Below are 21,840 nucleotides of genomic sequence, written 5' to 3' on the forward strand. Positions count from 1 at the left end.
CGTCCGACGCGACGCAGCCGGTCACAGTGGCCATTGCCAGCTTCGCCGGTGCGCAGCCGAACCAGATTCCGTACACCGCGATCATGGCTGCGGGCACCATTGTGACCATTCCCTTGGTCATCCTGGTGCTGGTGTTCCAGCGCAAGATCGTGGCCGGCCTCACCGCCGGCGCGGTTAAGTGACGGCGTCAAGTGGGGCCGGCGTCATGACCGACGACCAGAACCAGGGCCACGTGCCGGCAACGCGCCGAAAGGTGCGCTCCGGGGAGGACTTCGACTTCATCATCGGGTTCCTCGCCTTTTGGGCCGTGGTGCTGCTCGTGGTCACCGTCTGGATGGAGGTGACCGCCCAGCCGGCCCTCTTCTGGGCCCTGGGCCTGCTCGCGGCACTGCTGGCGCTCTACGGGATGATCCGGCTGCGCCGGCGTTTGCCGCGCCGGACGGCCAGCCGGCAGAACTAGGAATCTGAGCAGCTTGTTGGACAATTCCAACCACGACCAGCACGAACAACGAAGAGTTCCGGCCACAATCATCTCTCCGGAACTCTTCGGCGGGACCGCCACACTCATCGATATGCGGATCCTCCCACTTCAAGAACCTCAACCAGGCGTCCTGCCTTAGCGGGGCCAAATCACTCACTCCTATCCGGGTAGGCCTACATGGATGTCTGCCCCAATGGGGCCGATCCACCCGCCCTGGCACCGCCAGGGAGCAGAAGCCGGACACTGCCCGTACCCCTTCAATGGGAAGTCCCGGTCTACTTCCGCTGTACCAAGCCCCGGACGATGAGACCMATGCCGTCGCGCAGGCCAGGAAGACCCGGAGCAAAGACGAATAGGGGTCACGTCCCCATCTGGGATGCGGCCCATTACCACCGCTGCGGCAGTGCTCGTAGATGCACTGAGACAGCGAGATATCACCAACAGAAAGGATTGGAATGCATTCAGTAATTGCCGCCATCTTCGCAGAGGACGTAAGCCACCGGGACATCGAATTGGACCTGGCAGTGGAAGTTGCTGCCGACGTGGCGAGTTATAGGCGATGCGGAATCCTCATCACGCGTCACGACTTTTCGACTTTTACCGTCGCCGTCACACCCGACGTTCCGTTCGGACTCATACATGAGCTGGACCTGGCTGCCTAACCCTCGTCATCCCAAGCCCCTGCTCCTGCTAACCGCTCTATGGACTKCCTGCTGGATAACCATGCGCTCACGTTCCCTATCGTTTCGAGGCGCAGAGGTTTCGAGACATCGAATCGAGCTAGGGGTGATCTGGATGTTCAATCCGCGCGGAAGGATTGGTCTCACTAAACAACCCAGCAGTACAACCCCCGCTAAGTAACCCACTTCTGGGCGATCCGGCGTGCCCCCAAGATGCCGGAGCGTCCTCAGCCCGCGCCCAAAAACGCGCGATCCAAGGATCACGAAAGAGAGAGAACTCAATGACCACTCGTTCAACCATTGCCCGGCACCGCGCCGAGGTCACCTGGACCAACTCGCTGGCTGCTATTGCCAAGGCAGTCGGCGACAACGCCTCCGGCATGGGCCGTCAGGCCGCGGCATCGCCGCAGCGTCCGGTCTGGTTCTGACCAGTGGAATCGCAGCCAACGCTGCTGAGACCAACGTTCAGCGCGAATCCACCTCCGCTTCGGCGCTGGAAGTCCAGTCGGCCGCTCCGGCCACGACCTCGGCCGCGTCCACCATCGCGATCTCCTACGAGAAGCCCGTCGTGAAGGTCCAGGACGCCGCAGCTACCCAGGCCGGCGTCGGCGGCGGCCCAGCTGCGCTGGCACCTGCCGGCACAGGAGGCAGCGCCGGCGCGACCATCGCCGCCGCGGCTTATGCACAGCTCGGCGTGGCGCAGGACTGCACCGCTCTTGCCACCAACGCCCTGACCGCGGCAGGTATCCACTACCACGGCTGGCCGGCAGGTTACCTGTCCCTCGGCCGCATCGTGAGCCCCGCCGAAGCACGCCCGGGGGACCTCGTCTACTACCGGAACGGCGGTCTGGGCATGGCCCACATCGCGGTCTATGTCGGCAACGGCATGGCCGTCCACGGCGGCTGGAATGGCGGAACCACCGTCTTGTATAGCGTGAACGTCGGCTCCGGCCCCGTCTTCATCCGGATTGGCGGCTAGGCTGAAAAGTCGCCAACCTCTAACTTGACAGCATCACCCCCGAAGGGGAGACCTGGCTAAGCGAGACCTCCGGTGCTTGGCAGGAATTCACGGCAAGGGTAGCGGCGATACTGACAATGGAAGGGAACCCGGCATGACCACCTTGGAGTACTTTAGAGCCCTTGCGCTGGGACTCCGCCAGCGCAAGCTCAGCGAGGACCAGGTCGCCGATTTGCTCCGGGAACTCCAGAGCCACCTGCAGGAGACGGGCGCGCGTCCTGAAGATGCTTTCGGCAGCCCCAAGGAGTACGCAGAGCGGTTTCCGAAGGGGAGCACGGTTTCCCGCGGATCCAAGATCGGCTACCTTGCTGCCGCCGTGCTGATGGTCCTGATCGGCGCGAAGGTCTTCACAGGACAGGTCCTCGGCATCTCCCTCGGCTTCCCCGGGACATTGATCTATCTTGGGGCGACCGTCCTCCTGACATTCGCCCTGGTCGCGTGGAGCAATGTGCTGCAGCGGCGGCTTCCCGAACGGATAGCTGAGGATCTGAGCCGGCGGAAGTGACGATGTACCGCCCGTAAGCCGGTCCTTACCGTGCACAAATTTTTGCTCAGATCAGGATGCCCATGTACGGCAGGGTTTATTGTGTGGAGTTGGTCGCTCTGTGGCGGCGTTTTTTGGTCGCTCCGTGTCGCAACAGTGCCCGTAAGGCGAGCACCCTATTCCCAATACATCGCAGCCGCACGTGAGCAGAGGCGCATCTCATGACCGCCGACACGACACGCCGAGGCTAGTCGACGCACCGGATCGCGTCGCAGACGTTCACGGCTGGGCGTGACGCTCCAACGCGTCCAGAGTCGTCTCGGGCGATGTGTTGAAGCAGAAGGTGATTCCGGGCGATTCCGCATTGCACACGTTGATGATCCGCTCGAAGAGCTCGGTGTACTCCGGGATCATCCTGATGCCGCCCCCGATCATCACGAGGCCGAAACGATCACGACCGAATGCCGAGCGGATCTCTGCTTCGGCCTCGTCCGGGGAGGTGCCGATCAGGCAGTTGACGGCGTCGAAGCCGGCGGCCGTAGTGGCCCCGAACCCCGCTTCGATCCGTTCGGTCATCGTGGCCTCGTCGAGGCCAGGAGGCAGCTTGCTATAGTCGAGGGCTCGCGCGTGGATGCCGATCATGAGGATTCGAGTCATGGGCCTCATTGTGGCATGCACCCGAAACACTTGGCTGCGGGCCCGCTGGATCCTTGCTCGACCCGCCCCGCCCCAGATGAGCTGTTCCTGTAGTGCACAGGACTCGTGACGTTCCGTGCAGACGACTTCGGAAAATGACATCGGTAGGCCGGCTCCAGGTTTGCGAACCGCCCGTTAGACGGTCCCCCACCGCGACACCGTCCGCCCGCACTGGCGCTGCGAGAAATCAGATACAGATACTGGAAACTTGGATTCGCGCATGCCCCGCCCGCAAAACTGTCCCGATCAGGTTGGACAATCGCGACAGTTGCACCCCTGCCCGCGCAGATCATCGGGCTACGCCCGGATCTCCACCAACGAACAGGACCTGACAGCGCCACGCAATGCGCTTTTTGGCTGGGTGTCCCCAGGGGGCCCGATCTATTTCGACAATGGCTGACCGACAGGAAAAGGAAACGGCCAGGACCAAGCGAAAGCCGTGGCGGCTGTTCGAGCCGGCGACGCCCCTTGTCGTCACCAAACGCGATAGGTTGGCCCGGCTCCTGCCCGCTGCTCGAGAACATTGCCGAGGACACAACGAAAATTTCCCAGGAGTTCTGGCTGCCGACAGGGATGACCATAGAGTTTTTGATCCCGAAGTCGCAGCAGGTCATGCAGTTCCAAGCGCTCCCGGCCATGAAGGAGTAAGCAGCAACACCGCTGTCCAAGGCAAGAGGAGGAGCCGCCAGACCGCAACGGGCATCAACAAAAATGGGCCCCCGCAGGGGCCCATAAAAGGAGATTTGTACACACTCAGCGGCCCACAAGCCCCTGAACAGGGAAACACGTGCCCGAAGTGGGACTCGAACTGCATTCCCTCCCGCGCAAACACTGGACTCCCCCGGAAACATGCGGAATCCGGCCCGATCCGGCCCCAGTACGACCCGGTCCGACAGCCAAAGTGTGGACAATGTACACACCCCGAATTGGCCATCTCAAAGCAACGCTGACACGAGCCGCACCTCACACACCGGCGGCGGACGCCCAATTCCTGGACAGGTTCCGGTGAGGTTTCGACTCGTGGCGGAGAGTGCGACTAAGGGGGCACCATGGCGCCCCCTAGACAGGTAGCTTGACAGGTAGTTCGGGTGCGCGGAGCATGGCATCCATGCGTGCAGCGACGGTTGACGCACGGCCCCGACCGAAACCATGAACACCGGCGCCCCGGCAACGGCACGGACCGGCACCGGCCTGGTCATGGCTGTGCTGGCATCGAGCCAGTTCCTGATGACCCTGGACAGTTCGGTGATGAACGTTTCGATGGCCACGGTGGCCGCCGATCTGGACACACCGATCACCGGCATCCAGACTGCGATCACCCTGTACACGCTCGTCATGGCGTCGCTGATGATCACCGGCGGCAAGGTGGGAACCATCATGGGGCGCYGCCGGGCCTTCGGCTTGGGCCTGATCATCTATGCTGCCGGTTCGCTGACGACGGCGCTGGCCCCCAACCTTGGCGTGCTGCTCCTGGGCTGGTCCTTCCTGGAGGGGGCCGGCGCGGCACTGATCATGCCCGCCATCGTTGCGATGGTCGCGGCCAACTTCCCGGCCGAGCGCCGCGCCGCGGCCTACGGGCTCGTCGCCGCCGCGGGCGCGATCGCGGTCGCCGCCGGACCGCTTATCGGCGGCGCCGTGACCACCTTTGCCTCCTGGCGGTATGTCTTCCTCTTCGAGTTCGTGATCGTCCTGGCCATCCTGCTGGTCCTGCGCAAGGTCCACGACGTTCCACCGGCCCAGGCCCGGCTCGATCTTGTGGGGTCCGCACTCTCCGTGGCCGGACTAAGCATGGTGGTCTATGGCGTGCTGCGTTCGGCCGAGTGGGGCTGGATCCAGCCCAAGCCCGGCGGACCAACGATCCTGGGACTCTCTCCTGTTGCCTGGCTGCTGATCGGCGGCCTGCTGGTCCTCTACGCATTCATGCGGCGCACCACGCACCTGGCCGCAACCGGCGGCGACCCACTGATCGATCCCAGCCTGTTCCAAAACCAGCGCCTCACGGGCGGGCTCAGCGTCTTCTTCGCCCAGTTCCTGGTGCAGGCCGGGGTGTTCTTTACCGTCCCGCTGTTCCTTTCGGTGGTACTCGAGCTGAACGCACTGGAGACCGGAATCCGGATCTTCCCGCTGTCCGTGGCGCTGATCCTGGCCGCTGCAGGAATCCCCAAGCTCTGGCCGCGGGCCAACCCCCGCCGCGTCGTCCGGGTGGGGCTGGCGCTGATGATCATCGGCATCCTCATCCTCGCGGCCGGGATGGACCCCGGCGCAAACGCCGCCGTCGTGTCCGTCCCGATGCTGTTGATGGGCTTCGGACTGGGGTCGCTGTCCTCCCAACTCGGTGCCATCACGGTCTCCGCGGTGCCGGACTCGCAGAGTGCTGAGGTCGGCGGGCTCCAGAACACAGCGACCAACCTCGGAGCCTCTCTGGGCACCGCCCTGATCGGGTCAGCACTCATCGCCACGTTGAGCGCCTCCGTCATCGCCGGCATCCAAAACAATCCCGAGGTGCCTGTCTCAGTGCAGGAACAGGCCTCGGTCCAACTGGCCACCGGCGTCCCGTTCATTTCGGACACCCAACTACAGGCCGCACTGGACAACGCCGGCGTGGACCAGGAGACARCCGATGCCATCATGACCGTCAATCACGATTCGCGGCTCGAGGCGCTGCAGGTTGCGCTGACACTGACCGCACTGCTGGCCATCTGCGCCTTGTTCGTCACAGGACGCATCCCCCGCGAAGCCGTCGGCGCCTCCAAACAGTCCCCGCCCGAGGCGCAGCCCGCCAAGCCCGACGAACCCCAATAGCACTCCCCACCCACCGTTTGACCGGAGAGTGCATTCTGCCGAGCGGCGGGCTTCGCCTTCCAGGTTTCCATGACTGCGGGCGCCCGGTGGACTCGTTGGCAGCTTCGAACTGCGCGGCCCGGGCTGCCCCACGCCGAGGACGTCCCGCCAGTCCTTCCAGGCGACGGACGCCTGCTGTCCCGGCACGTCGAAACGCTCCTGCGCCTCGCGGGCGCGGTGTGCCTGCCGTTAGAGGTGAGACTCGGTGGTCCGCCAGCGCCATGACGTGACCGCGAGATGGACCCGGCGCGAAAGGGTTTATGGTAATATCCGGCCATGCGCGCCAACCAGTGGTTGGAATCTTTGGCAGTCAACAAGTCGGGCACGTGCCCTGCGCCTCTCGCCAGCACCCCCCGCCWGCCGTGAAACCCTCAGACGCGGCTCATGAGGATTCCATTGCCCGCGCCCGGGCGGCAGGCCGGCAGGCACGAAAATCGTTGCCCCGCAGTGAACAGTCCGTCCTGGCGTTGCCGGAGCGGGACGTCGTCGGAATCCTCGAAGGGCAGCACGCCACCCGCCTCCCGGACTTCATTCCGGTGCGCGTGGGACGGATGCTGGAAACCCCGTTTTCCTTCTACCGCGGGGCCGCGGCGGTCATGGCTCACGACCTCTCCGACTCACGGGTCACCGGCCACATGCTCATTGCCAGCGGCGACGCGCACCTGGCGAACTTCGGTCTTTTCGCCAGTCCCGAACGACATCTGATCTTTGACCTCAACGACTTCGATGAAGCCTACCCCGCACCGTGGGAGTGGGACGTGAAGCGCCTCGCTGCGAGTGTCTGGTTGAACGGGCGGAACAGTTCGCACACGGAGGAACAATGCCGCACGGCAGTGCAGGCCTGCGTGCGCAGCTATCACAAAGCCCTCAGGGTGTTGTACAACCACACCGTGACAGAACGCTACTACTTCCAAATGGACGCGGAATTCCTTGCGGCGCAGCGCACCCCGGCGCACAAACGAATCAAGACTGAGGAGACAAAGGCACGGCAGCGGACGTCCGAGCAGGTGCTCACCAAACTGACGACACGTGATGAAGGAGGCGAACCACGGATCGTCGACCAACCGCCGATCGTCCTGCATCCGCCGGTCATGGATTTCGAAGCGGTCCAGCGCCTTGTCGACCAGTACCGGAGCACCCTTCGCGAGGATACGGCGCTGTTGCTGAGCCAGTACCGTCTCGTGGACTACGCACATCGGATCGTAGGGGTCGGCAGCGTCGGGACCCGCTGTTTGGTGCTGCTGTTTGAAGGTCCCGCGGGCGAGCCGCTGTTTCTGCAAGCCAAGGAAGCTGGAGAATCCGTCCTGGCGACCCACGGCCGTGTGCCCAACCCACCGGAAGGTGTCGCCTCTTCCCTGACCACGCGCGGACAGGGATACCGCGTAGTGGGAGCCCAACGAATCCTCCAGGCGCAATCGGACCCGTTCCTGGGCTGGATCAAGGACGTCACGGGGGACGACGGGCTGCAGCGGGACTTCTATATCCGGCAATTCCGCGACATGAAGGGGTCCTTCACGCTGGCAGAAATGAATGCGGAGGCGACCGCGGAATACGCCAGGCTGTGCGGCTGGCTGCTCGCACGGGCCCACTCCCAAAGCCCCGGCGGCGCCTTCATCCTCGGATATCTGGGACGTAATCCGGTCTTTGACGACGCGATGGCCGATTGGGCCAGAAGCTATGCAGACCAAACGGAAGCCGACTACGAGCAACTGCAGCGGGCGGTTCAATCGGGGCGGCTGCCTGCTGAAACAGGGGTGTAGCGTGGCGACCCATATACCCGGCTGCCGCCTGGCTCCGGAACTGCCACGGTGTTGAACGCAAAGAACAGATCTGTGCATTGTTCGTGATGGGACGGATCCCCCGCGCAGCCGCCGGCGCCTCCAAACAATCCCTCCGCCCGTGGCGCAGCCCGCCCAATCCGACGAACCCCAATAGCACTCCCTGCCTACCGCTCCGGCCGGCGAGTGTATTCTGCCGAGCGGCTGGCTTAGCCTTTCCGGCTTCCATGGCTGCTGCCGGCGCCCGGGAGAGCCGTTGGCAGCTTCGATCTGCGTGGTCCGGGCTGTCCCACGCCGTGGGTTTCTCGCGGGCGGGGCGTGCGTGCAGTTGGAGGTGGGCGCGATTCGGTGGTGGACAGGAGACACTCCGTCGGGCAGGTAGACAGGCCCCTGTCAGAGTCCTGGCGAGGCAGGTACTTTCAGTAGCGACACCCACGGGCACGACGAGATTGCCGGGCTCATTGCTGACTCTGGTCGGGTCTTGACCGACCGCGCGCAGGGGACGATCGTTGGAGTTAAACCCTCGTCCATGGCTGGGACGGCGATGGCCATGAATTTCTGGCTTTCGAGGAAAGCCACTCCAAATTACTCGAGACGTAATTCTGTTGCCCAGAAGGAGAAGCCATGCCTACACAGGAGCGCGTGGGAGTCGAAACCTCAGCGCCTACAACGAACGGATTCACGCTCATCGCGAAAATCAAGCCGGGGCAGGCGGATGCGCTTCGCGAAGCGGTGGTAGCGAATGCAAAGAACCTCGGAGATCCGGAGGGAGCAATCGCCCAGGTCGGCACGGTACATTTTGTGCGCGTGGCGATCCTCCCGGGCGACTACTTCATGTTCACGAGCCACTTCGATGGCGACGCCGAAGCCTATCTCGACGATTTCTTCTCCTTTACTAAGGGCGCGCAGGGATTCGATGCGGTCCTGCGCTACTGCGAGGACTGGCCGGGGCCGAATGATCGTGAGGGGTTTTTTGACTTCTGGAAGTCCCATCAGGTCCCCGAAATTCTCCTGGGTTCGGCCTACCCGGGGGTCACGGTTAAGGAGATCAAAAAGGCGCTGCGCATCCGGCGCAACGTGGAGGCTGTGCTGGAAGACTTCCAGTGAGCGACGGCGAACCCGACGCCCCGGCGGCCGCTGCATGCGCCCATGCACCTGTGCTGGTACGGGCCTATCTCGCACGACAAAGCCCGCATGCTCCCCGCGCCACGCCCATCTGATTTGCATGGGGCGTGTGTTCGAGCCGGGGCTGAGAAGGTCATAACTCTGGATCAATGAGGGGACGGCATTACTGCCGGCGGTGAAGGACGGGTCATGGACGTCATCAATGCACTGCTGAACACATTCGTGGTGGTGCTCATCGCGTCCACGATGTTCGCGGCGGGACTTGGCACCACACTCGGGGCGCTGGGAGCAACGTTTCGCAATGTGAAGCTTGTCCTCCTCGTTCTTGTGGCGAACCTTGTGTTGGTGCCATTGATTGGTTGGGGAACGGCAGCGGTCCTCTCTCTTGGCACGCCGGCCTATGTTGCGCTCGTTCTGCTGGCATGCTCACCGGGCGCTCCGTTTGCCGCGAAGCTGGCCATGATCCAGCGCGGCGATGTAGTCACCGGCGCCTCGCTGCAGGTCCTCTTGGCCGCCCTAGGCAGCTTGACGTTCGCACCGACGGCTAATGCCATCTTCACGGCTGCCCAGCTCGGCGGGGGGATCTCGCTTCCTGTTGGACGCCTGGTCCTGACGGTGGCCGTCTTACAGTTGCTGCCGTTTGCGGTGGGTCTGGCGCTCCGGAACTGGGCGCCGGAGACGGCGACACAGTGGAAAGCGCCCGCGCTAAATGTCTCAAACCTGGCCCTGCTAACGGTGCTCGCCCTGTCCCTGCTCGGCAGTTGGCAGCAGATCACCGCGTTGGTCGGCTCGCTCGCACTACTGGCAGCGCTCCTCTTCAACGTGGTCGCATTTGGGATTGGCACGCTTGTCGCCAGCGGTTCGCTCGTGACCAGAACGACCGCGGGCTTATTAGCCCCCGCACGCAACGCCGGTCCGGTGTTCGCCGCGGTCGGCATCGCTTTCAACAACGACCCAGAGATCCTCGGCGCGCTCACCGGCATTCTCCTTGTCGGACTCGCGGTGGGCGTGGCCGTCGCCGCGTATCTGGCACGGCATCGCCCCGCCCCCGAGACCGGAGGCGAACCGCAGGCGGAGTCCCTGGGTACAGGCTCGACACCCTGACCCGGCGGTTGGCGCCCACGATTCTGACCGGTCCGTGGCCGCTGACGCTACGCAGGGAGAGCAAACGCAATAGCGCATTGTCCCGTGAGTAGGAGGGCATTCATGCTCGAGCTCGACGATATCCAGGGCCTCCTGCTCAGACAAACGCGCATGCCCTGTGGCCGATACAGCTTCCTCACGTTCCGCCGCCCCGACGACGGACGAGGCTTCCTCTCCCGGGTCGTCCACCAGGTCGCCGTTGCTGATCCCGGGAGCGGGGCGTCCGGGTCGTGTGTGTTCCTGGCGCTGACCTGCAACGGGCTGCGCGTACTGGGCATCGACGAAGCAGCGCTCTCGAGCTTTGCTGAACCCTTCCGCGCGGGCATGCCGGCACGTGCCGAACAATTGGGCGATCATGGCGCGAGCCATTCCGATCACTGGGTGGGTGGCCTGGCAAGCCCCGACCTCCATGCGCTGCTGATGCTCGTCGCCACCGACCCCACCGAACGCGCACGGCGCATTGAGGAGCACCAGTCTCTTCTCGCCGCATGCCCGGGCGTCGGCGTCCTTTCCGAGCTGGACGTCGCGCTGCCCGCGTCGGGGCGCGAGCACTTCGGCTATCAGGACGGAATATCCAAGGTTTACGTCGAGGGCACCGGCATCGAGCCACCACCCGGCAACGGTCCCGCCGCTAAACCCGGCGAGTTCGTGCTTGGTTATCCCGACGAAACCGGCTCAGTCCCAACGCTCCCGCAGCCAGAGTGGCTCAGCCGCAACGGCACCTACCTCGCCTACCGGCAGCTGTACCAGGACGTCGCTGCCTTCCGGGAGTTTCTGCGGCAACACGCGTCCGCGCCTGACGAGGAGGAACTGCTGGCCGCGAAGCTGATGGGCCGCTGGCGCAGCGGCGCCCCACTGGTACTGGCGCCCCAACAGGACAACCCGGAACTGGTTGCCGACCCGCAGCGCAATAACAACTTCGACTATGGCCAAATGGACCCCCGCGGACTGGCCTGTCCAATCGGCGCCCACATCCGGCGCGTCAACCCACGAGACACGATCAACAACATGCTGCGCCGGCGACTCATCCGCACGGGACTCCCCTACGGCCCGCCGCTCCCTGAACACAGCCCGGACGACGGTGTAGATCGCGGGCTGGCGATCTTCTTCGGCTGCGCCAACCTGGAACGCCAGTTCGAGTTCGTGCAGAAAGAATGGATCAACGCACCCAAATTCCAGGGACTGGATCATGACAAGGATCCGATCACGGGCGACCACGACGGCACCTACAACATGACCATCCAGAAGAAACCGCTCAAGAAAACACTACGCGGTCTGCCACGGTTCACGACCGTCAAAGGAGGCGCCTACCTCTTCCTGCCAGGCCTGCAGGCGCTCCGCCTGCTCGCCAAGGGCTGATCGCCGGAACGGTCACTCGCCCACAGCTCGCCGGTCCGGTTGCGCCGCGCCGAGCATGCTGCGGCAAGTCGGTCCCGTCGGACCTTGCGTAACCGGGCGGATTTGCCTGACACAATCGCTTGCAGGTGGGGCCAGTTTCAGTTGCTCCACTGGGGCCAGAAATACTTGACACAATCAGTTCCGGCTGCCAACAGGGATAACCCTAAGGATCTGATCCCAAGTCATGCAGTTCCAAGCGCTCCCGGCCATGAAGGAGTGAGCAGCAACACCGCTGTCTAAGCCAAGAGAGGGAGCCGCCAGACCAGACTCCACATGCGGAATCCGGCTCGATCCGACCCACATACGCCCCGATGAGAAGCCCAAAATGTGCACAATGTACACACCCCAATTTCATCGCTTCCAGCGCCCTTAGCCTGCACACCGTATCCCGGCACGGAGGGATACGGCCCTTCTTTGTGCTGACAAAATTCGTCTCCCTTGAAATCGGGATGATCACCATGATCACGGGGATTTGTCGGGGGCGGAGACATGTAATCCCTGTCAGGCGACTACTGGGACTAACGGGGTGCTTGCGACAGCCTTCAGGGTGAACCCCTCGGTTTCTGCCTGGTCGCGGGTGATGCCCGTGCCGGCGGCGAGTAGTTTGCGGGCGGCCATATGGTCCGCTGGCACGTTGACCGATTCCACAGCCGTGAGGACGCCGTCCCTGAAGCAGAGGACGGAGAACTTAGCTGCCGCCTGATCACCCAGGACCAGCGTGTCGTCATCGGGTCGTGCGAGCCCTGCCATCTGCAGCCGGTATGGGCCCTGTGTGGACCAGAACCAAGGCAGCTCCGTGTACGGGTGGTTAGCCCCTAGGACCGTGCGGGCGGCATGACGGGCCTGATCGGTGGCATTCTGGACCGACTCCAGACGCAGACGGACCTGGGCGTGTGGGCTGGGGAAACTGGCGCAGTCGCCGATCGCCAGAACGGCAGGGTCCGCTGTGCGCAGCGTTTCATCGACAACGATGCCGTTGCTGGTCTCGAGGCCTGCGTCCGAGGCCAGGGTGTCGTTGGGCTGAACGCCGATGCCCACGAGGACCAGATCAGCAGGATAGGAAGCCCCTGTGGTGGACACTGCGGCTCCGACGCGGCCATCCGCGCCGGGCTCGAAGCGGTCAATGCCTTCGCCGAGGCGCAGGTCGACGCCTTGTGAACGGTGGGCGGCTGCGAACCACTCGCCCATGACGGGGGTCAGTGCACGTCCCATCGGGCGAGGCGCGAATTCCAGTACGGTCACGCTGCATCCGTGGGCCAGGGCGGCGGCGGCGAATTCCAGTCCGATGAATCCGGCACCGATGATGACGATATTGCGGGCGGTGGGCAGCGCCGTGTGCAGCGCTTCTGCATCTGTCAGGGTTTTCAGTCCATGGATGCCGCACAGGGATGCGCCCGGGCAGCTCAGCATCCGGTTTCGGGCACCGGTCGCGAAAACGAGGTGGTCGTAATCGAGTGAACCTTTGGTGAGCTTGACCTTCCGTTCCGCCCGGTCGATGGCGAGTGCCTGGGCGCCTTCATGGAGTGTGACGTTCTTGTCCACGAAAAAGGAAGCTCCGCGCAGCGGCAAGGGAGCCGGCTCCTGGCCCGGGGCCAGGTAGTCCTTGGACAGCGGCGGGCGCTGGTAGGGCAGTCCGGATTCCTCGGCGATCACATGGATCTCACCCCCGTACCCCTCGGTCCGCAATGTATCGGCGACCTGTAGGCCGGCCTGTCCGCCGCCAATGATGACAACGCTCATGTCATTGCCCCGCTTCTAGAGTTGGCCGGCAGGGATGTCGACGACAATCCCTGTGAGTTCTGCGTCGATTTTGATCTGGCAGCCCAGCCGTGAGCTGTCCATCCGCTCCGCGGTGGCGCAGTCGAGCATTTCGTCTTCGTCGTCGCTGATCTCGGGCAACGCCTCGGCATATTCCGGCCGCACGTAGACGTGGCATGTGGCGCACATGGCCTGCCCTCCGCACTCGCCGATGATGCCGTCAATGCCGTTGCTGACGGCGGCGCGCATCAGTGTTGTGCCTTCCTCGACCTGGAGGGTTTGCTGGGTGCCGTTTGGCTGGGTGTAGGTGACGGTGGGCATCGTTGCTCCTTGTATTCGGGGGTGCTCTTAGTTCCAGGTGACGGGAAGGCTGGTCAGGCCGCGGAAGACCCAGCCGTCCCAGCTCTCATTCCGCCGCTCGTCTACACGAAGCCCTGGGAAGCGCTTGTAGGCCATCGGTACGGCAATCTGACCGATGGAGGTCTTTGCGGCCCAGTGCCCGGCGCAGAGGTGGACGCCGCTGCCGAAAGCGAGGTGGGGGCGCTTTGGCCGATGGATATCAAAGTCTGCTGCAGAGGCGCCGAAGTGGGCGGCGTCGTGGTTGGCGGATGCAACGACCACGCCGATCCCGGCGCCGGCGGGGATCCGGACCCCTTCGAGGACGGTTTCCCGGGTCGTTTGGCGCGGGTACATGCCGATCGGTGATTGCCACCTGACGGCTTCGTCAAACACGGACGCCCACAACGAGGGGTCGGCGAGGACCTGCGCCCGCTGTTCGTGGTGGCTGCTGAGGGCCCAGACCATGTTGGTGACCATGTGTTGGGGCTCGTTCATTCCGCCGGAGATGGTCAGCTTGACATTCGCTGCAACGTTGGATGTTGGCAGCCCGCTATTTGCGAACGCGGACACCATCGAGGCATCCGGATTCTGCCGGTAGTAGGGGATCAGTTCCTTGAGTAGAGCGTCGGCCTCCGCGGTCGAAGCGTCACACCGGTCCCAGATCGACTGATCGTCCAGGACGTTGCCCATGCCCGCGATGAAGTCGTGGGACCAGCGGCGAACCTGTTCCACTGATACATCCTTCAGCCCCAGCAGGTCGATGAGGTTCTGCGAGGCCACGGGTGCGGCATAGTCCCGGTTCAGGTCTGCCTCCTCTGGGCCAAGCTCGGCGACATTCTCAAGGTAGGTTTCGGCGTTGCGCTCAAAGACGGGGCCCCAGACTTCCTTGAGGGACTTGGGACGAAGCACAGGATTTACCGGTGCCCGGTCTACTGAATGCTCCGGATCATCCTTGCGCAGCATCGGCTGGGCACCGATGGCCCGGGTCATCGTGGCACCGGAAACGTTGGCGCTGAAGGTCTCCTGATCCTGTTCCACCGTGTGGCAGCCGGCGTAGTTGGTGACGAGGAACTTGTTAAGCTGCGGAACCCAGGCGACCGGCGACTCTGCCCGCAGCCGGGCGTAGGTCGGGTAGGGATCCGATGCAAGTTCAGCCACGTCAACCCAGTCAGCCACGGCGTAGTCGGCGGCGTCCTGCGAAGCGGTGGTGCGAGCTTGATCGCTGCTGCCGGGCACCGAGGCCGCGTCATCGCTTCGGGTCTCCGAGTTCCCGTGGTAGGGGCACTGTGCGGCTTGTGTCGTCATTGTTGTCTTACTCCTACTGGCACGTCGTTGTGTAGCCGGTCCTACTGGCACTTCCTTGTGTAATCAGTGTCACAGGCAATCTTTCTCTAGTAAACTGCGAATATCAGTAGAAGTATTTCGATTCTTTAGGAGAAGTGATATTCGTGCCGAAATTCACGTTTCGTCAGCTCGAACTCTTCGCCGCACTGCCGGAACACACCACCCTGGGATCCGCGGCGCAACAGCTCCACATCTCCGAATCCGCGCTCTCGCATGCCATCAGCGAGCTGGAGGCAGCGTTGGGGGAACAACTGTGCATCCGGAGGAAGGCCCGGGGCATGCACCTGACGCCGACTGGGCGCCACTTCGCGAAGCGGGCCGGGGAACTGCTTCGCGAGGCCAGCGCACTGGCAGACGGATTGGGTGAGATCCGCGGCGAGCTGAAGGGGCCGATGTCGCTGGGCTGCTATACGGGCCTGGCAAGCAACGTCCTGCCCGCCGTGCTTGAAGGCATGGCAAGCCTGCACCCCAAAGTCGAAATCAGCATCACGGTAGGAGACCACGCCGACCTGTTGCCGGCACTTGAAGATGGAACCCTGGACACGGCCATCGTCTACGACATTAGCTTGCCAGCGGACGTGGAGCGCAGGGTGATCTACAAGACTGAAGTCATGGCCGTTCTGGGGGCCAACGATTCACTTGCTGAAGAAGACGACGTGGATCTCGCTGATCTGGCGACCAAGCCACTCATCATGCTCAACACGGCCCCCAGCACGGAATATACGCAGTTGATGTTCGCTCAGCGTGGGCTCAAGCCAAACGTGGGTGCAGTAGTCCCGCAAATCGATCTTGTCCGGGCGATGGTCGGGCGGGGGCTCGGCTACAGCCTCTTGATGTCGCGGCCCAATCAAATCCCGGTTTCCAGCGAGGGCAAGGGACTCGTGACCCGGCACCTTCGCCCCCGCGCCGGCCAGACCTCCGTCGTTGCGGTCTGGCCAAAGGAAACGATGCTGACTGCGCGGGCACTGGCTGTCATCCAATATGCAGTCGAGGTCCTGGACGCCATTGAACCCGAATAGCGACCGCCGGGCGCAAGAAGACTCAAGACCGATGGTCGGCGCCCGCCCCATTCCTGGACGGTTTCAGGCTGCGTTGCGTGCTGGCTCTCGAGTGGACGCCTGGATAATGACCACGTGGTTCCGGAAGCAGGAACGCTCTCTTACCAGGCGGACCGCTCCCGGGATTCCCCGAACGGCACTTCTTCACTGAGTTCTAGAACGTACCGGCCTGCGTGCTGGCGGGTGACCAAAATGCCGGCGGGCCGGCGGCTCAGAGCCACTTCGACGAGCGACGACTCAGCCTCGTTCAGTAACTTGTCGACAAGTTTTGGGTCAGCAGTGGACACCTCGCGCCGCTCTTCCGAATATTCCGGGAGGGAAGGGCTTTGGTCGTGTACCGCGGATCTGGTCGGAGTCGGGTTGGGGAGTAACGTCAGATGGGACATAGTGTGACGCCATCCCCGCGCAGGAACAGCCGGCGGTCAGCCGTTCCGTTCTCGATCACCCAAATCAGATGCCCGCGGTCTCCGACCGCGTCTACCCATCCGGCGTACTGGAGATCCCCCAGACACACCTCGACGCCGTCGCCTGGGCTCAGGTATTCCCATTGGTGGATGGGCCGCTGGGTGGGCCGTGGCTGAAGCGTGACTCCAGCATTCATCGCATACTCACTTTTTGTCCCTCCGGTTCCTTGTGAGTGGGTTGGATGCGGCGGCCGCACGTTTTGCACGTGCGGCCGCCGCAGGTGATGGAAAGGAAGCGTCAGATGATGGCGGCCTTCAGTTCTTTGGCGGCCAGGCTGGGATCCGCGGCTCCGTAGATTGAGCCGCCCGCTACGGCCACGTCCGCCCCTGCCCGCTGGACAGCGTTGATCGTCGAGAGGTTTACTCCTCCGGCTACTGAGAAGGGGACGCGCGCTTCTTCGCCGGCGGCCAGGAGCCCCTTGAGGTCATAGCCGGGCTGTGACTGCTCATCAAGGCCGGCGTGGAATTCCACGAACTTGGCGCCAAGGGCGCGCGCTTGCTTGGCGCGGGAGACTTTATTGGATACCCCAATGAGGTCCACAACGATGCCTTTGCCGTGCGCACGGGCGGCTTTCACGGCGCCGGCGATGGTCGAGTCGTCTGCACTGCCCAAGACTGATACCAGGTCGGCGCCGGCTTTGAAGGCGATGTCGGCCTCCAATTCTCCGGCGTCCATGGTCTTCATGTCAGCGAAAACGATTTTGTCGGGGTGGGCATTCTTGATGGCGGTGACAGCGGAGAGGCCTGCAGCCTTTATCAGGGGTGTTCCGAGTTCGATGATGTCCACGTATTCGGCTACTTTGGCGGCCAATTCGAGGGCGTCTTCGACGGTGAGGAGGTCCATTGCAACTTGGAGTTTCATGATCGGCTCTTTCTTTAGGAAATGTTGGGCAAAAGGAATTCAGGGGTGAGTTGTTGACCGGTGTTTCCGCTGGATCAGTCGTCGCCTCCGTCGTCGCCATCATGAGTCCTGCTATTCGAGATTGGCGTGCCGGGTCCAGAGCTGTTCGGCAGAAATGCTGGTTTCCTCCCAGAGGGCTTGGAACACCGCTTCGGTGGCGAGGAATAGCACCTGTTCGAAGAGGCTTCCGGAATATTGCCGAGACGCACCCGATTGGTGGTCGGTTTTCTGCGGGGCCGGGATAACAACGAGCATGTCGGATACTGCAGCCAGTGGGGAGTTTGTGTTGGCAGTGAATGCGGCCACCTTTGCACCGGCCTTTGCCGCAGTTTCTGCCGCCTTCACCACGCTTGAGGTAGTTCCGGATCCAGAGGCCACCACCAGCAGATCCCCGGCGCGGATTGCAGGAGTGGTGGTGTCCCCTGCGATGTGGACCGTGAGGCCGAGATGCATCAGCCGCATAGCGGCCATCCTGAGAACCAGTCCACTGCGGCCTGCCCCTGCGACGAACACCCGGTTAACGGTGGTGAGATGGGTGGCCAGGTGGGCAAGTTCCTGTTCATTGATGCAGTCTGCCGTCTCTCCAACCTCGCCCCGGATCAGAGTGAAGCTGTGGCCGATGGCGCCCGCGGTTTTTTGGCTGACAGGTGTTGCTGTTGGCATGGTTCCCAATGTCTCTCCTTTGACGGGGTGAGCCGTATTTAGCCAGCCGTTGAGTCGCTGGATGTTTTATCCTCGATACGTCCCGGCGCCCATCACCCATTACGGCGGGCCGAACCTGTCGGAAGCCGGTAGCGGTGCCGCCTACGGTGATATCGTCTGCCGTTCAAGGGCAAACCGGGCATATTCTTCCAACAGCACGGGATCATCCACCGACCCGAGATCCGCGACCGTTTCCAGCCGCGCTCCTTGCAGAAGCCGCTTGATGGGGACTTCCAGCTTCTTTCCGGTGCGGGTATGCGGAATTCCGGGCATGAAGACAATCTCGTCGGGCAGGTATCGGACGGAGAGGTTCTCACGGATTGATCTTGTGATCGCCTCTTGGGTCACGTCCGGGTTGGCGCCGTCGGCTAGGTGGACGAACAGCGGCATGTAGTAGTCAGTGCCCAGTTCGGCACCGACAACCAGGGCCTCGGCGACTTCCGGCAGCGATTCGACCACCGTGTAGATGTCTGCCGAACCGAGCCGCAGCCCGTTGCGGTTGAGGGTCGAGTCGGAACGGCCGTGGATGAGGATGCCCCGGTGCGTKAACTCGATGTAGTCCCCGTGCCGCCACACGCCCGGGTACATCGCAAAGTAGCTCTCGTGGTATCTGCTGCCATCGTCTCCCCAGAAGCTCAGCGGCATCGAGGGCATTGCCTTGGTCACCACCAGTTCGCCCTTGCCCCGGGTGGGATTGCCGGCTTCATCCCAGGACTCCACGCGCACCCCGAGGGCCGGAGCCTGGATGTAGCCGACATGGACCGGCAGTGTCGGGGATCCTCCCACGAAGATGGAGGCGATGTCGGTGCCACCACTCATCGAACTCAACCAGATGTCGCCTACATTGCCGTAGACCCAGCGATAGCCGTCGGCCGAGAGCGGCGATCCGGTGACCTGAAGGGATTTCAGGGCGCCCAGGTCGTGGTCGCGCATCGGTAGCAGTGCGGCCTTCGCGCAGGAATGGACAAATCCCGCACCGACACCGAGGACTGCGACCTGCTCGGCTGCGGCAATCTGCCACACCCGGTCGATCGACGGGAAGGTGGGGTTTCCGTCGACGAGTACCGCCGTCGCCCCCACGCCCAGTGCGGAGACGAGTGCGTTCCACAGCACCCAGCTCGTCGAGGCCACGTTGAGGTAACGGTCCCCGGGCCGCAGGTCGGAGTGGATGAGGAGCATTTTCATTTCCTCAAGCAGCGCCCCGCCGTGGCCATGCACAATGCCCTTGGGAATGCCCGTTGTCCCGGAGGAGAACAGGACCCACAGGGGGTGGCTGAACTCGACGTCGTCAAAGACGAGCTCCGCCGATTCGGCCACGGCCTGTGCCCAGTCCACGGCCGGAACCCGGGTTGGGACACTCGGGACAGATGTATGCCGCCCCACCCAGATGATGTGCTCGAGGGTGGGAAGTTGAGCGAAGATCTCCCCCAGCTCCCCACGGCGGTCCCGGTCTTTCCCGCCGAGCCGGTAGCCCGGCGCGGCGATCACGACCTTTGGACCGAGCTGGGCGAACCGCGAAACGATCGCACCCGGGCCGAACTCAGGGGCGCAGACGGACCAAATAGCACCGATAGTGGCAGTGGCGAGCAGCCCGACGACGGCTTCGGCAACATTCGGAAGGATTCCGACGACCCGGTCCCCGTGGCCCACCCCGCGGTCCCGAAGGTGCGCGGCGAGGGATGCCACCTCGCGCCTCAGCGCGTCCCAGGTGACCTCTTCGCGCGTCCCGTCCTCGGCGATGCCCACCAGCGCAATTCCTTCGTGGCCCTGCAGCAGGTGCCGGGCGAAATTGAGKGTGCGTCCCGGAAACCACCGCGTGTGCGGCATGGCGTCAGTGGTGCAGACCGGTCCTGCCGTACCGCCGAACTCGACTCCCGCAAACCGGGCAAAGAGTTCCCAGAACTGTTCCGGCTCATCCACCGACCACTGCCAGAGCTCGTCGTAGCCTGCACTGACATCAATGCCTTGCCGGCCCAGGAAGGCGGCGAATTGCCCGATGCCGGTCTCCGCGCTGCGTTCGAGGTCGGGCTCCCAGATCACTTCGCCGTCTGCGGCGTGGGCGTTGAGGATCATGCGCTCTCCAAGGGCCGGGAAGCTTCCCTGCGTCGCTCGGCGATCTGGGATGCTGTGAGGGGCTCGGTTCCGATCAACACAAAAAGGACCCGGGCCGTGCGGTCGGTGCGATTGGACCACGCGTGGCTGGTGGCGCGTTGCACGGCCACGTCGCCGGCGCGCATGGTTGCCTCACCCTCGTCGACCAGCAGCGTGATCTCGCCCTCGAGCACGACAGCGTAGTCCAGCGAGTCGGTGCGATGGAACCAGAAGTGCTTGGAGCCGCTGTGCTCGGCGCCTGCTTCGGCCTCGTCGTGCCCGTCGAGCTCGCTAAAGATCACCGAACCCGCCTCGTCCGGATAGACGGCGTCCGGCGGGAAGTCTGCAATGCGCAGGATCGTCTCGCCGGCAGCGGGGAAGCTGGGAATCTCGGAGTCGGCCGCGGCCGGGTCCGCGTCGGTGACGTGGTCGATGCGTCCGGCCGCGGTCAGCCAGGGCACGGTGGCACCGAATCCCGGAATCACTTCCGAGGACCAGTGGTTGGGCGCGGCACCGTCCGAGAGGATGATGGCGCGTCCCTGGTCGTCGTGCCCGGTGACGATGCGGCGTACTGGGGGGCGGGTCATCAGACCACCCATTCTTCGTGCGGGTAGGTGCGCGGCTCGGGCCACCAGGGAGCCTTCTGGCGTTCGGTGGAGATCGGTGTGCGCAACGTGCCGACGCCTTCGAGCTCGAGTTCAATGACGTCGCCGGGCTTCAGGAACTTTCCGATTTCAACGCCGGCGCCGAAGCCCATCGTGCCCGATCCGATGAGGTCGCCCGGCTGCAGGCGGTCGGAGATCGAGACGTAGGCCAGCAGCTCTGCGGGGGTGTAGACAAAGTCCTCGACCTTGGTGTCGGAGAGCACCTCCCCGTTGACGCGGACCTGGCCGCGCAGTCCCTCGATGGAATCGATTTCGTCCATGGTGGTGACCCAGGGGCCAATGCCGTAGCCGAAGTCCTTGCACTTCTGCGGGCCCATGCCGATCGCCATTTCCGCGCCTTGGATATCGCGTGCGCTGAAGTCGTTGAAGACGGTGATGCCAAAGAGGTGGTCCAGCGCCGTGTCCGGGGTCAGGTCGCTTCCGGACTTGCCCACGACGTAGCCGACCTCGAGTTCCCAGTCGAGGGCTTCGGTGAAGTCGGGGTAGGGCAGAACCTGGTTGTGGCCATAGGACATGGCCGTAGTGCCCTTGAAATACCCCGGACGCTCGTAGATCGACCTTGCCGGCTGTGCCTTGGCGACAATGCGGTGGAAGTTCTGGATGTGCTGCTCGAAGGTCAGCCCGTCGCGAATGACCGGGGCGTCGACCGCCGCCCGCCACGAGACCTCATCGATGGCAAGCGAAGCGTCGTCGGCCGCGGCAAGCGCAGCGTGTGCGGCGTCCAGGAATACGGCGCCTCCGCCGATTCCCGCCGCCAGGCTTCCGGGAAGCACCGCCAGGGCGAGAGCCCGGGCGCGCTCGGGCTCGGCAGCCTTGCGCTGCAGCGTCAAGGCATAGGCGCGGGCAAGGTCAATAACCCGGCCCTGCTCCGGCT

General features: G+C 63.7%; 19 protein-coding genes and 2 pseudogenes. 11 read left to right on the plus strand and 10 right to left on the minus strand.

What is annotated here, in order from left to right; genetic code table 11:
- From AC1D1S_RS09795 to AC1D1S_RS09815, 5 genes and pseudogenes are all read left to right on the plus strand, one after another.
- Positions 1–182, plus strand: a pseudogene (locus AC1D1S_RS09795) (carbohydrate ABC transporter permease); the annotation flags it as partial.
- Positions 183–205: 23 nt separating this feature from the next.
- Entirely contained in the window at positions 206–460 is a 255-nt protein-coding gene (locus AC1D1S_RS09800; protein ID WP_476994325.1) for a hypothetical protein, read from the plus strand.
- Between the two features lie 476 nt (positions 461–936).
- The gene (locus tag AC1D1S_RS09805) at positions 937–1,143 is read left to right on the plus strand and encodes a hypothetical protein (protein WP_476945904.1); all 207 of its coding nucleotides are present in this window, start codon (positions 937–939) and stop codon (positions 1,141–1,143) included.
- A gap of 299 nt (positions 1,144–1,442) precedes the next feature.
- Positions 1,443–2,140: pseudogene (locus tag AC1D1S_RS09810) on the plus strand (NlpC/P60 family protein).
- 133 nt (positions 2,141–2,273) lie between these two features.
- Positions 2,274–2,684 carry an HAAS signaling domain-containing protein gene (locus AC1D1S_RS09815; protein ID WP_476994326.1) on the plus strand — a complete coding sequence of 137 codons (411 nt, stop codon included), beginning with the start codon at positions 2,274–2,276 and terminating at the stop codon, positions 2,682–2,684.
- Between the two features lie 258 nt (positions 2,685–2,942).
- Here AC1D1S_RS09815 and AC1D1S_RS09820 read toward each other — a convergent pair whose 3' ends face one another.
- Positions 2,943–3,320 (minus strand): hypothetical protein, encoded by a 378-nt coding sequence (locus tag AC1D1S_RS09820; RefSeq protein ID WP_028275079.1) that lies wholly within the window; start codon positions 3,318–3,320, stop codon positions 2,943–2,945.
- Between the two features lie 1,188 nt (positions 3,321–4,508).
- Here AC1D1S_RS09820 and AC1D1S_RS09825 point away from each other — a divergent pair.
- The 5 genes from AC1D1S_RS09825 (at position 4,509) to AC1D1S_RS09845 (ending at position 11,605) form a co-directional block, all read left to right on the plus strand.
- The gene (locus tag AC1D1S_RS09825) at positions 4,509–6,161 is read left to right on the plus strand and encodes an MFS transporter (RefSeq protein ID WP_476994327.1); all 1,653 of its coding nucleotides are present in this window, start codon (positions 4,509–4,511) and stop codon (positions 6,159–6,161) included.
- Positions 6,162–6,637: 476 nt separating this feature from the next.
- A complete protein-coding gene (locus tag AC1D1S_RS09830) occupies positions 6,638–7,960 on the plus strand; it encodes a DUF2252 domain-containing protein (RefSeq protein WP_476994328.1) in 1,323 nt (440 codons plus the stop codon).
- Between the two features lie 642 nt (positions 7,961–8,602).
- Entirely contained in the window at positions 8,603–9,085 is a 483-nt protein-coding gene (locus AC1D1S_RS09835) for a hypothetical protein (protein ID WP_459384529.1), read from the plus strand.
- A gap of 207 nt (positions 9,086–9,292) precedes the next feature.
- Positions 9,293–10,207 carry a bile acid:sodium symporter gene (locus tag AC1D1S_RS09840; RefSeq protein WP_476994329.1) on the plus strand — a complete coding sequence of 305 codons (915 nt, stop codon included), beginning with the start codon at positions 9,293–9,295 and terminating at the stop codon, positions 10,205–10,207.
- Between the two features lie 102 nt (positions 10,208–10,309).
- On the plus strand, positions 10,310–11,605 hold the full coding sequence (locus tag AC1D1S_RS09845; RefSeq protein WP_476994330.1) for a Dyp-type peroxidase: 1,296 nt from the start codon (positions 10,310–10,312) through the stop codon (positions 11,603–11,605).
- 540 nt (positions 11,606–12,145) lie between these two features.
- On the opposite strand, the gene AC1D1S_RS09850 is transcribed toward AC1D1S_RS09845, so the two are convergent.
- Genes AC1D1S_RS09850 through AC1D1S_RS09860 form a run of 3 tightly spaced genes read right to left on the minus strand, consistent with a single transcriptional unit; the run spans position 12,146 to position 15,046 of the window.
- Positions 12,146–13,384, minus strand: coding sequence for an NAD(P)/FAD-dependent oxidoreductase (locus AC1D1S_RS09850; RefSeq protein WP_476994331.1), 1,239 nt, complete (start codon positions 13,382–13,384; stop codon positions 12,146–12,148).
- Positions 13,385–13,399: 15 nt separating this feature from the next.
- On the minus strand, positions 13,400–13,723 hold the full coding sequence (locus tag AC1D1S_RS09855) for a 2Fe-2S iron-sulfur cluster-binding protein (protein ID WP_028276580.1): 324 nt from the start codon (positions 13,721–13,723) through the stop codon (positions 13,400–13,402).
- A 27-nt stretch (positions 13,724–13,750) separates the two neighbouring features.
- Positions 13,751–15,046, minus strand: coding sequence for a cytochrome P450 (locus AC1D1S_RS09860; RefSeq protein ID WP_476948570.1), 1,296 nt, complete (start codon positions 15,044–15,046; stop codon positions 13,751–13,753).
- A gap of 143 nt (positions 15,047–15,189) precedes the next feature.
- Here AC1D1S_RS09860 and AC1D1S_RS09865 point away from each other — a divergent pair, with 143 nt between their 5' ends.
- Positions 15,190–16,104: a LysR substrate-binding domain-containing protein gene (locus AC1D1S_RS09865; RefSeq protein WP_230009662.1), complete on the plus strand. Its 915-nt coding sequence runs from the start codon at positions 15,190–15,192 to the stop codon at positions 16,102–16,104.
- A gap of 140 nt (positions 16,105–16,244) precedes the next feature.
- Here AC1D1S_RS09865 and AC1D1S_RS09870 read toward each other — a convergent pair whose 3' ends face one another.
- The 6 genes from AC1D1S_RS09870 to AC1D1S_RS09895 form a co-directional block, all read right to left on the minus strand.
- On the minus strand, positions 16,245–16,430 hold the full coding sequence (locus tag AC1D1S_RS09870) for a hypothetical protein (protein ID WP_476994332.1): 186 nt from the start codon (positions 16,428–16,430) through the stop codon (positions 16,245–16,247).
- Between the two features lie 415 nt (positions 16,431–16,845).
- On the minus strand, positions 16,846–17,469 hold the full coding sequence (gene hxlA / locus AC1D1S_RS09875; RefSeq protein ID WP_476994333.1) for a 3-hexulose-6-phosphate synthase: 624 nt from the start codon (positions 17,467–17,469) through the stop codon (positions 16,846–16,848).
- A gap of 111 nt (positions 17,470–17,580) precedes the next feature.
- A complete protein-coding gene (gene hxlB / locus AC1D1S_RS09880; RefSeq protein WP_476994334.1) occupies positions 17,581–18,171 on the minus strand; it encodes a 6-phospho-3-hexuloisomerase in 591 nt (196 codons plus the stop codon).
- A gap of 141 nt (positions 18,172–18,312) precedes the next feature.
- The gene (locus AC1D1S_RS09885; protein ID WP_476994335.1) at positions 18,313–20,283 is read right to left on the minus strand and encodes an acetoacetate--CoA ligase; all 1,971 of its coding nucleotides are present in this window, start codon (positions 20,281–20,283) and stop codon (positions 18,313–18,315) included.
- Positions 20,280–20,888, minus strand: coding sequence for a cupin domain-containing protein (locus tag AC1D1S_RS09890; protein WP_459384521.1), 609 nt, complete (start codon positions 20,886–20,888; stop codon positions 20,280–20,282). Before AC1D1S_RS09890 ends, AC1D1S_RS09885 begins: the two co-directional genes overlap by 4 nt.
- Positions 20,888–21,840: fumarylacetoacetate hydrolase family protein (locus AC1D1S_RS09895; RefSeq protein WP_476994336.1), on the minus strand; the 953-nt coding region annotated here is incomplete at its 5' end. The genes AC1D1S_RS09895 and AC1D1S_RS09890, both read right to left, overlap by 1 nt.

The sequence above is a fragment of the Arthrobacter sp. P1_A5 genome (assembly GCF_056406825.1).

What these genes read in the sequence shown, in the direction of transcription:
- AC1D1S_RS09820 (WP_028275079.1), bottom strand. Translation starts at nt 3,320, where the DNA reads ATGACTCGAATCCTCATGATCGGCATCCACGCGCGAGCCCTCGACTAT.
- AC1D1S_RS09855 (WP_028276580.1), bottom strand. Translation starts at nt 13,723, where the DNA reads ATGCCCACCGTCACCTACACCCAGCCAAACGGCACCCAGCAAACCCTC.
- AC1D1S_RS09835 (WP_459384529.1), top strand. Translation starts at nt 8,603, where the DNA reads ATGCCTACACAGGAGCGCGTGGGAGTCGAAACCTCAGCGCCTACAACG.
- AC1D1S_RS09845 (WP_476994330.1), top strand. Translation starts at nt 10,310, where the DNA reads ATGCTCGAGCTCGACGATATCCAGGGCCTCCTGCTCAGACAAACGCGC.
- AC1D1S_RS09890 (WP_459384521.1), bottom strand. Translation starts at nt 20,888, where the DNA reads ATGACCCGCCCCCCAGTACGCCGCATCGTCACCGGGCACGACGACCAG.
- AC1D1S_RS09800 (WP_476994325.1), top strand. Translation starts at nt 206, where the DNA reads ATGACCGACGACCAGAACCAGGGCCACGTGCCGGCAACGCGCCGAAAG.
- AC1D1S_RS09860 (WP_476948570.1), bottom strand. Translation starts at nt 15,046, where the DNA reads ATGACGACACAAGCCGCACAGTGCCCCTACCACGGGAACTCGGAGACC.
- AC1D1S_RS09840 (WP_476994329.1), top strand. Translation starts at nt 9,293, where the DNA reads ATGGACGTCATCAATGCACTGCTGAACACATTCGTGGTGGTGCTCATC.
- hxlA (WP_476994333.1), bottom strand. Translation starts at nt 17,469, where the DNA reads ATGAAACTCCAAGTTGCAATGGACCTCCTCACCGTCGAAGACGCCCTC.
- AC1D1S_RS09805 (WP_476945904.1), top strand. Translation starts at nt 937, where the DNA reads ATGCATTCAGTAATTGCCGCCATCTTCGCAGAGGACGTAAGCCACCGG.
- AC1D1S_RS09850 (WP_476994331.1), bottom strand. Translation starts at nt 13,384, where the DNA reads ATGAGCGTTGTCATCATTGGCGGCGGACAGGCCGGCCTACAGGTCGCC.
- AC1D1S_RS09815 (WP_476994326.1), top strand. Translation starts at nt 2,274, where the DNA reads ATGACCACCTTGGAGTACTTTAGAGCCCTTGCGCTGGGACTCCGCCAG.
- hxlB (WP_476994334.1), bottom strand. Translation starts at nt 18,171, where the DNA reads ATGCCAACAGCAACACCTGTCAGCCAAAAAACCGCGGGCGCCATCGGC.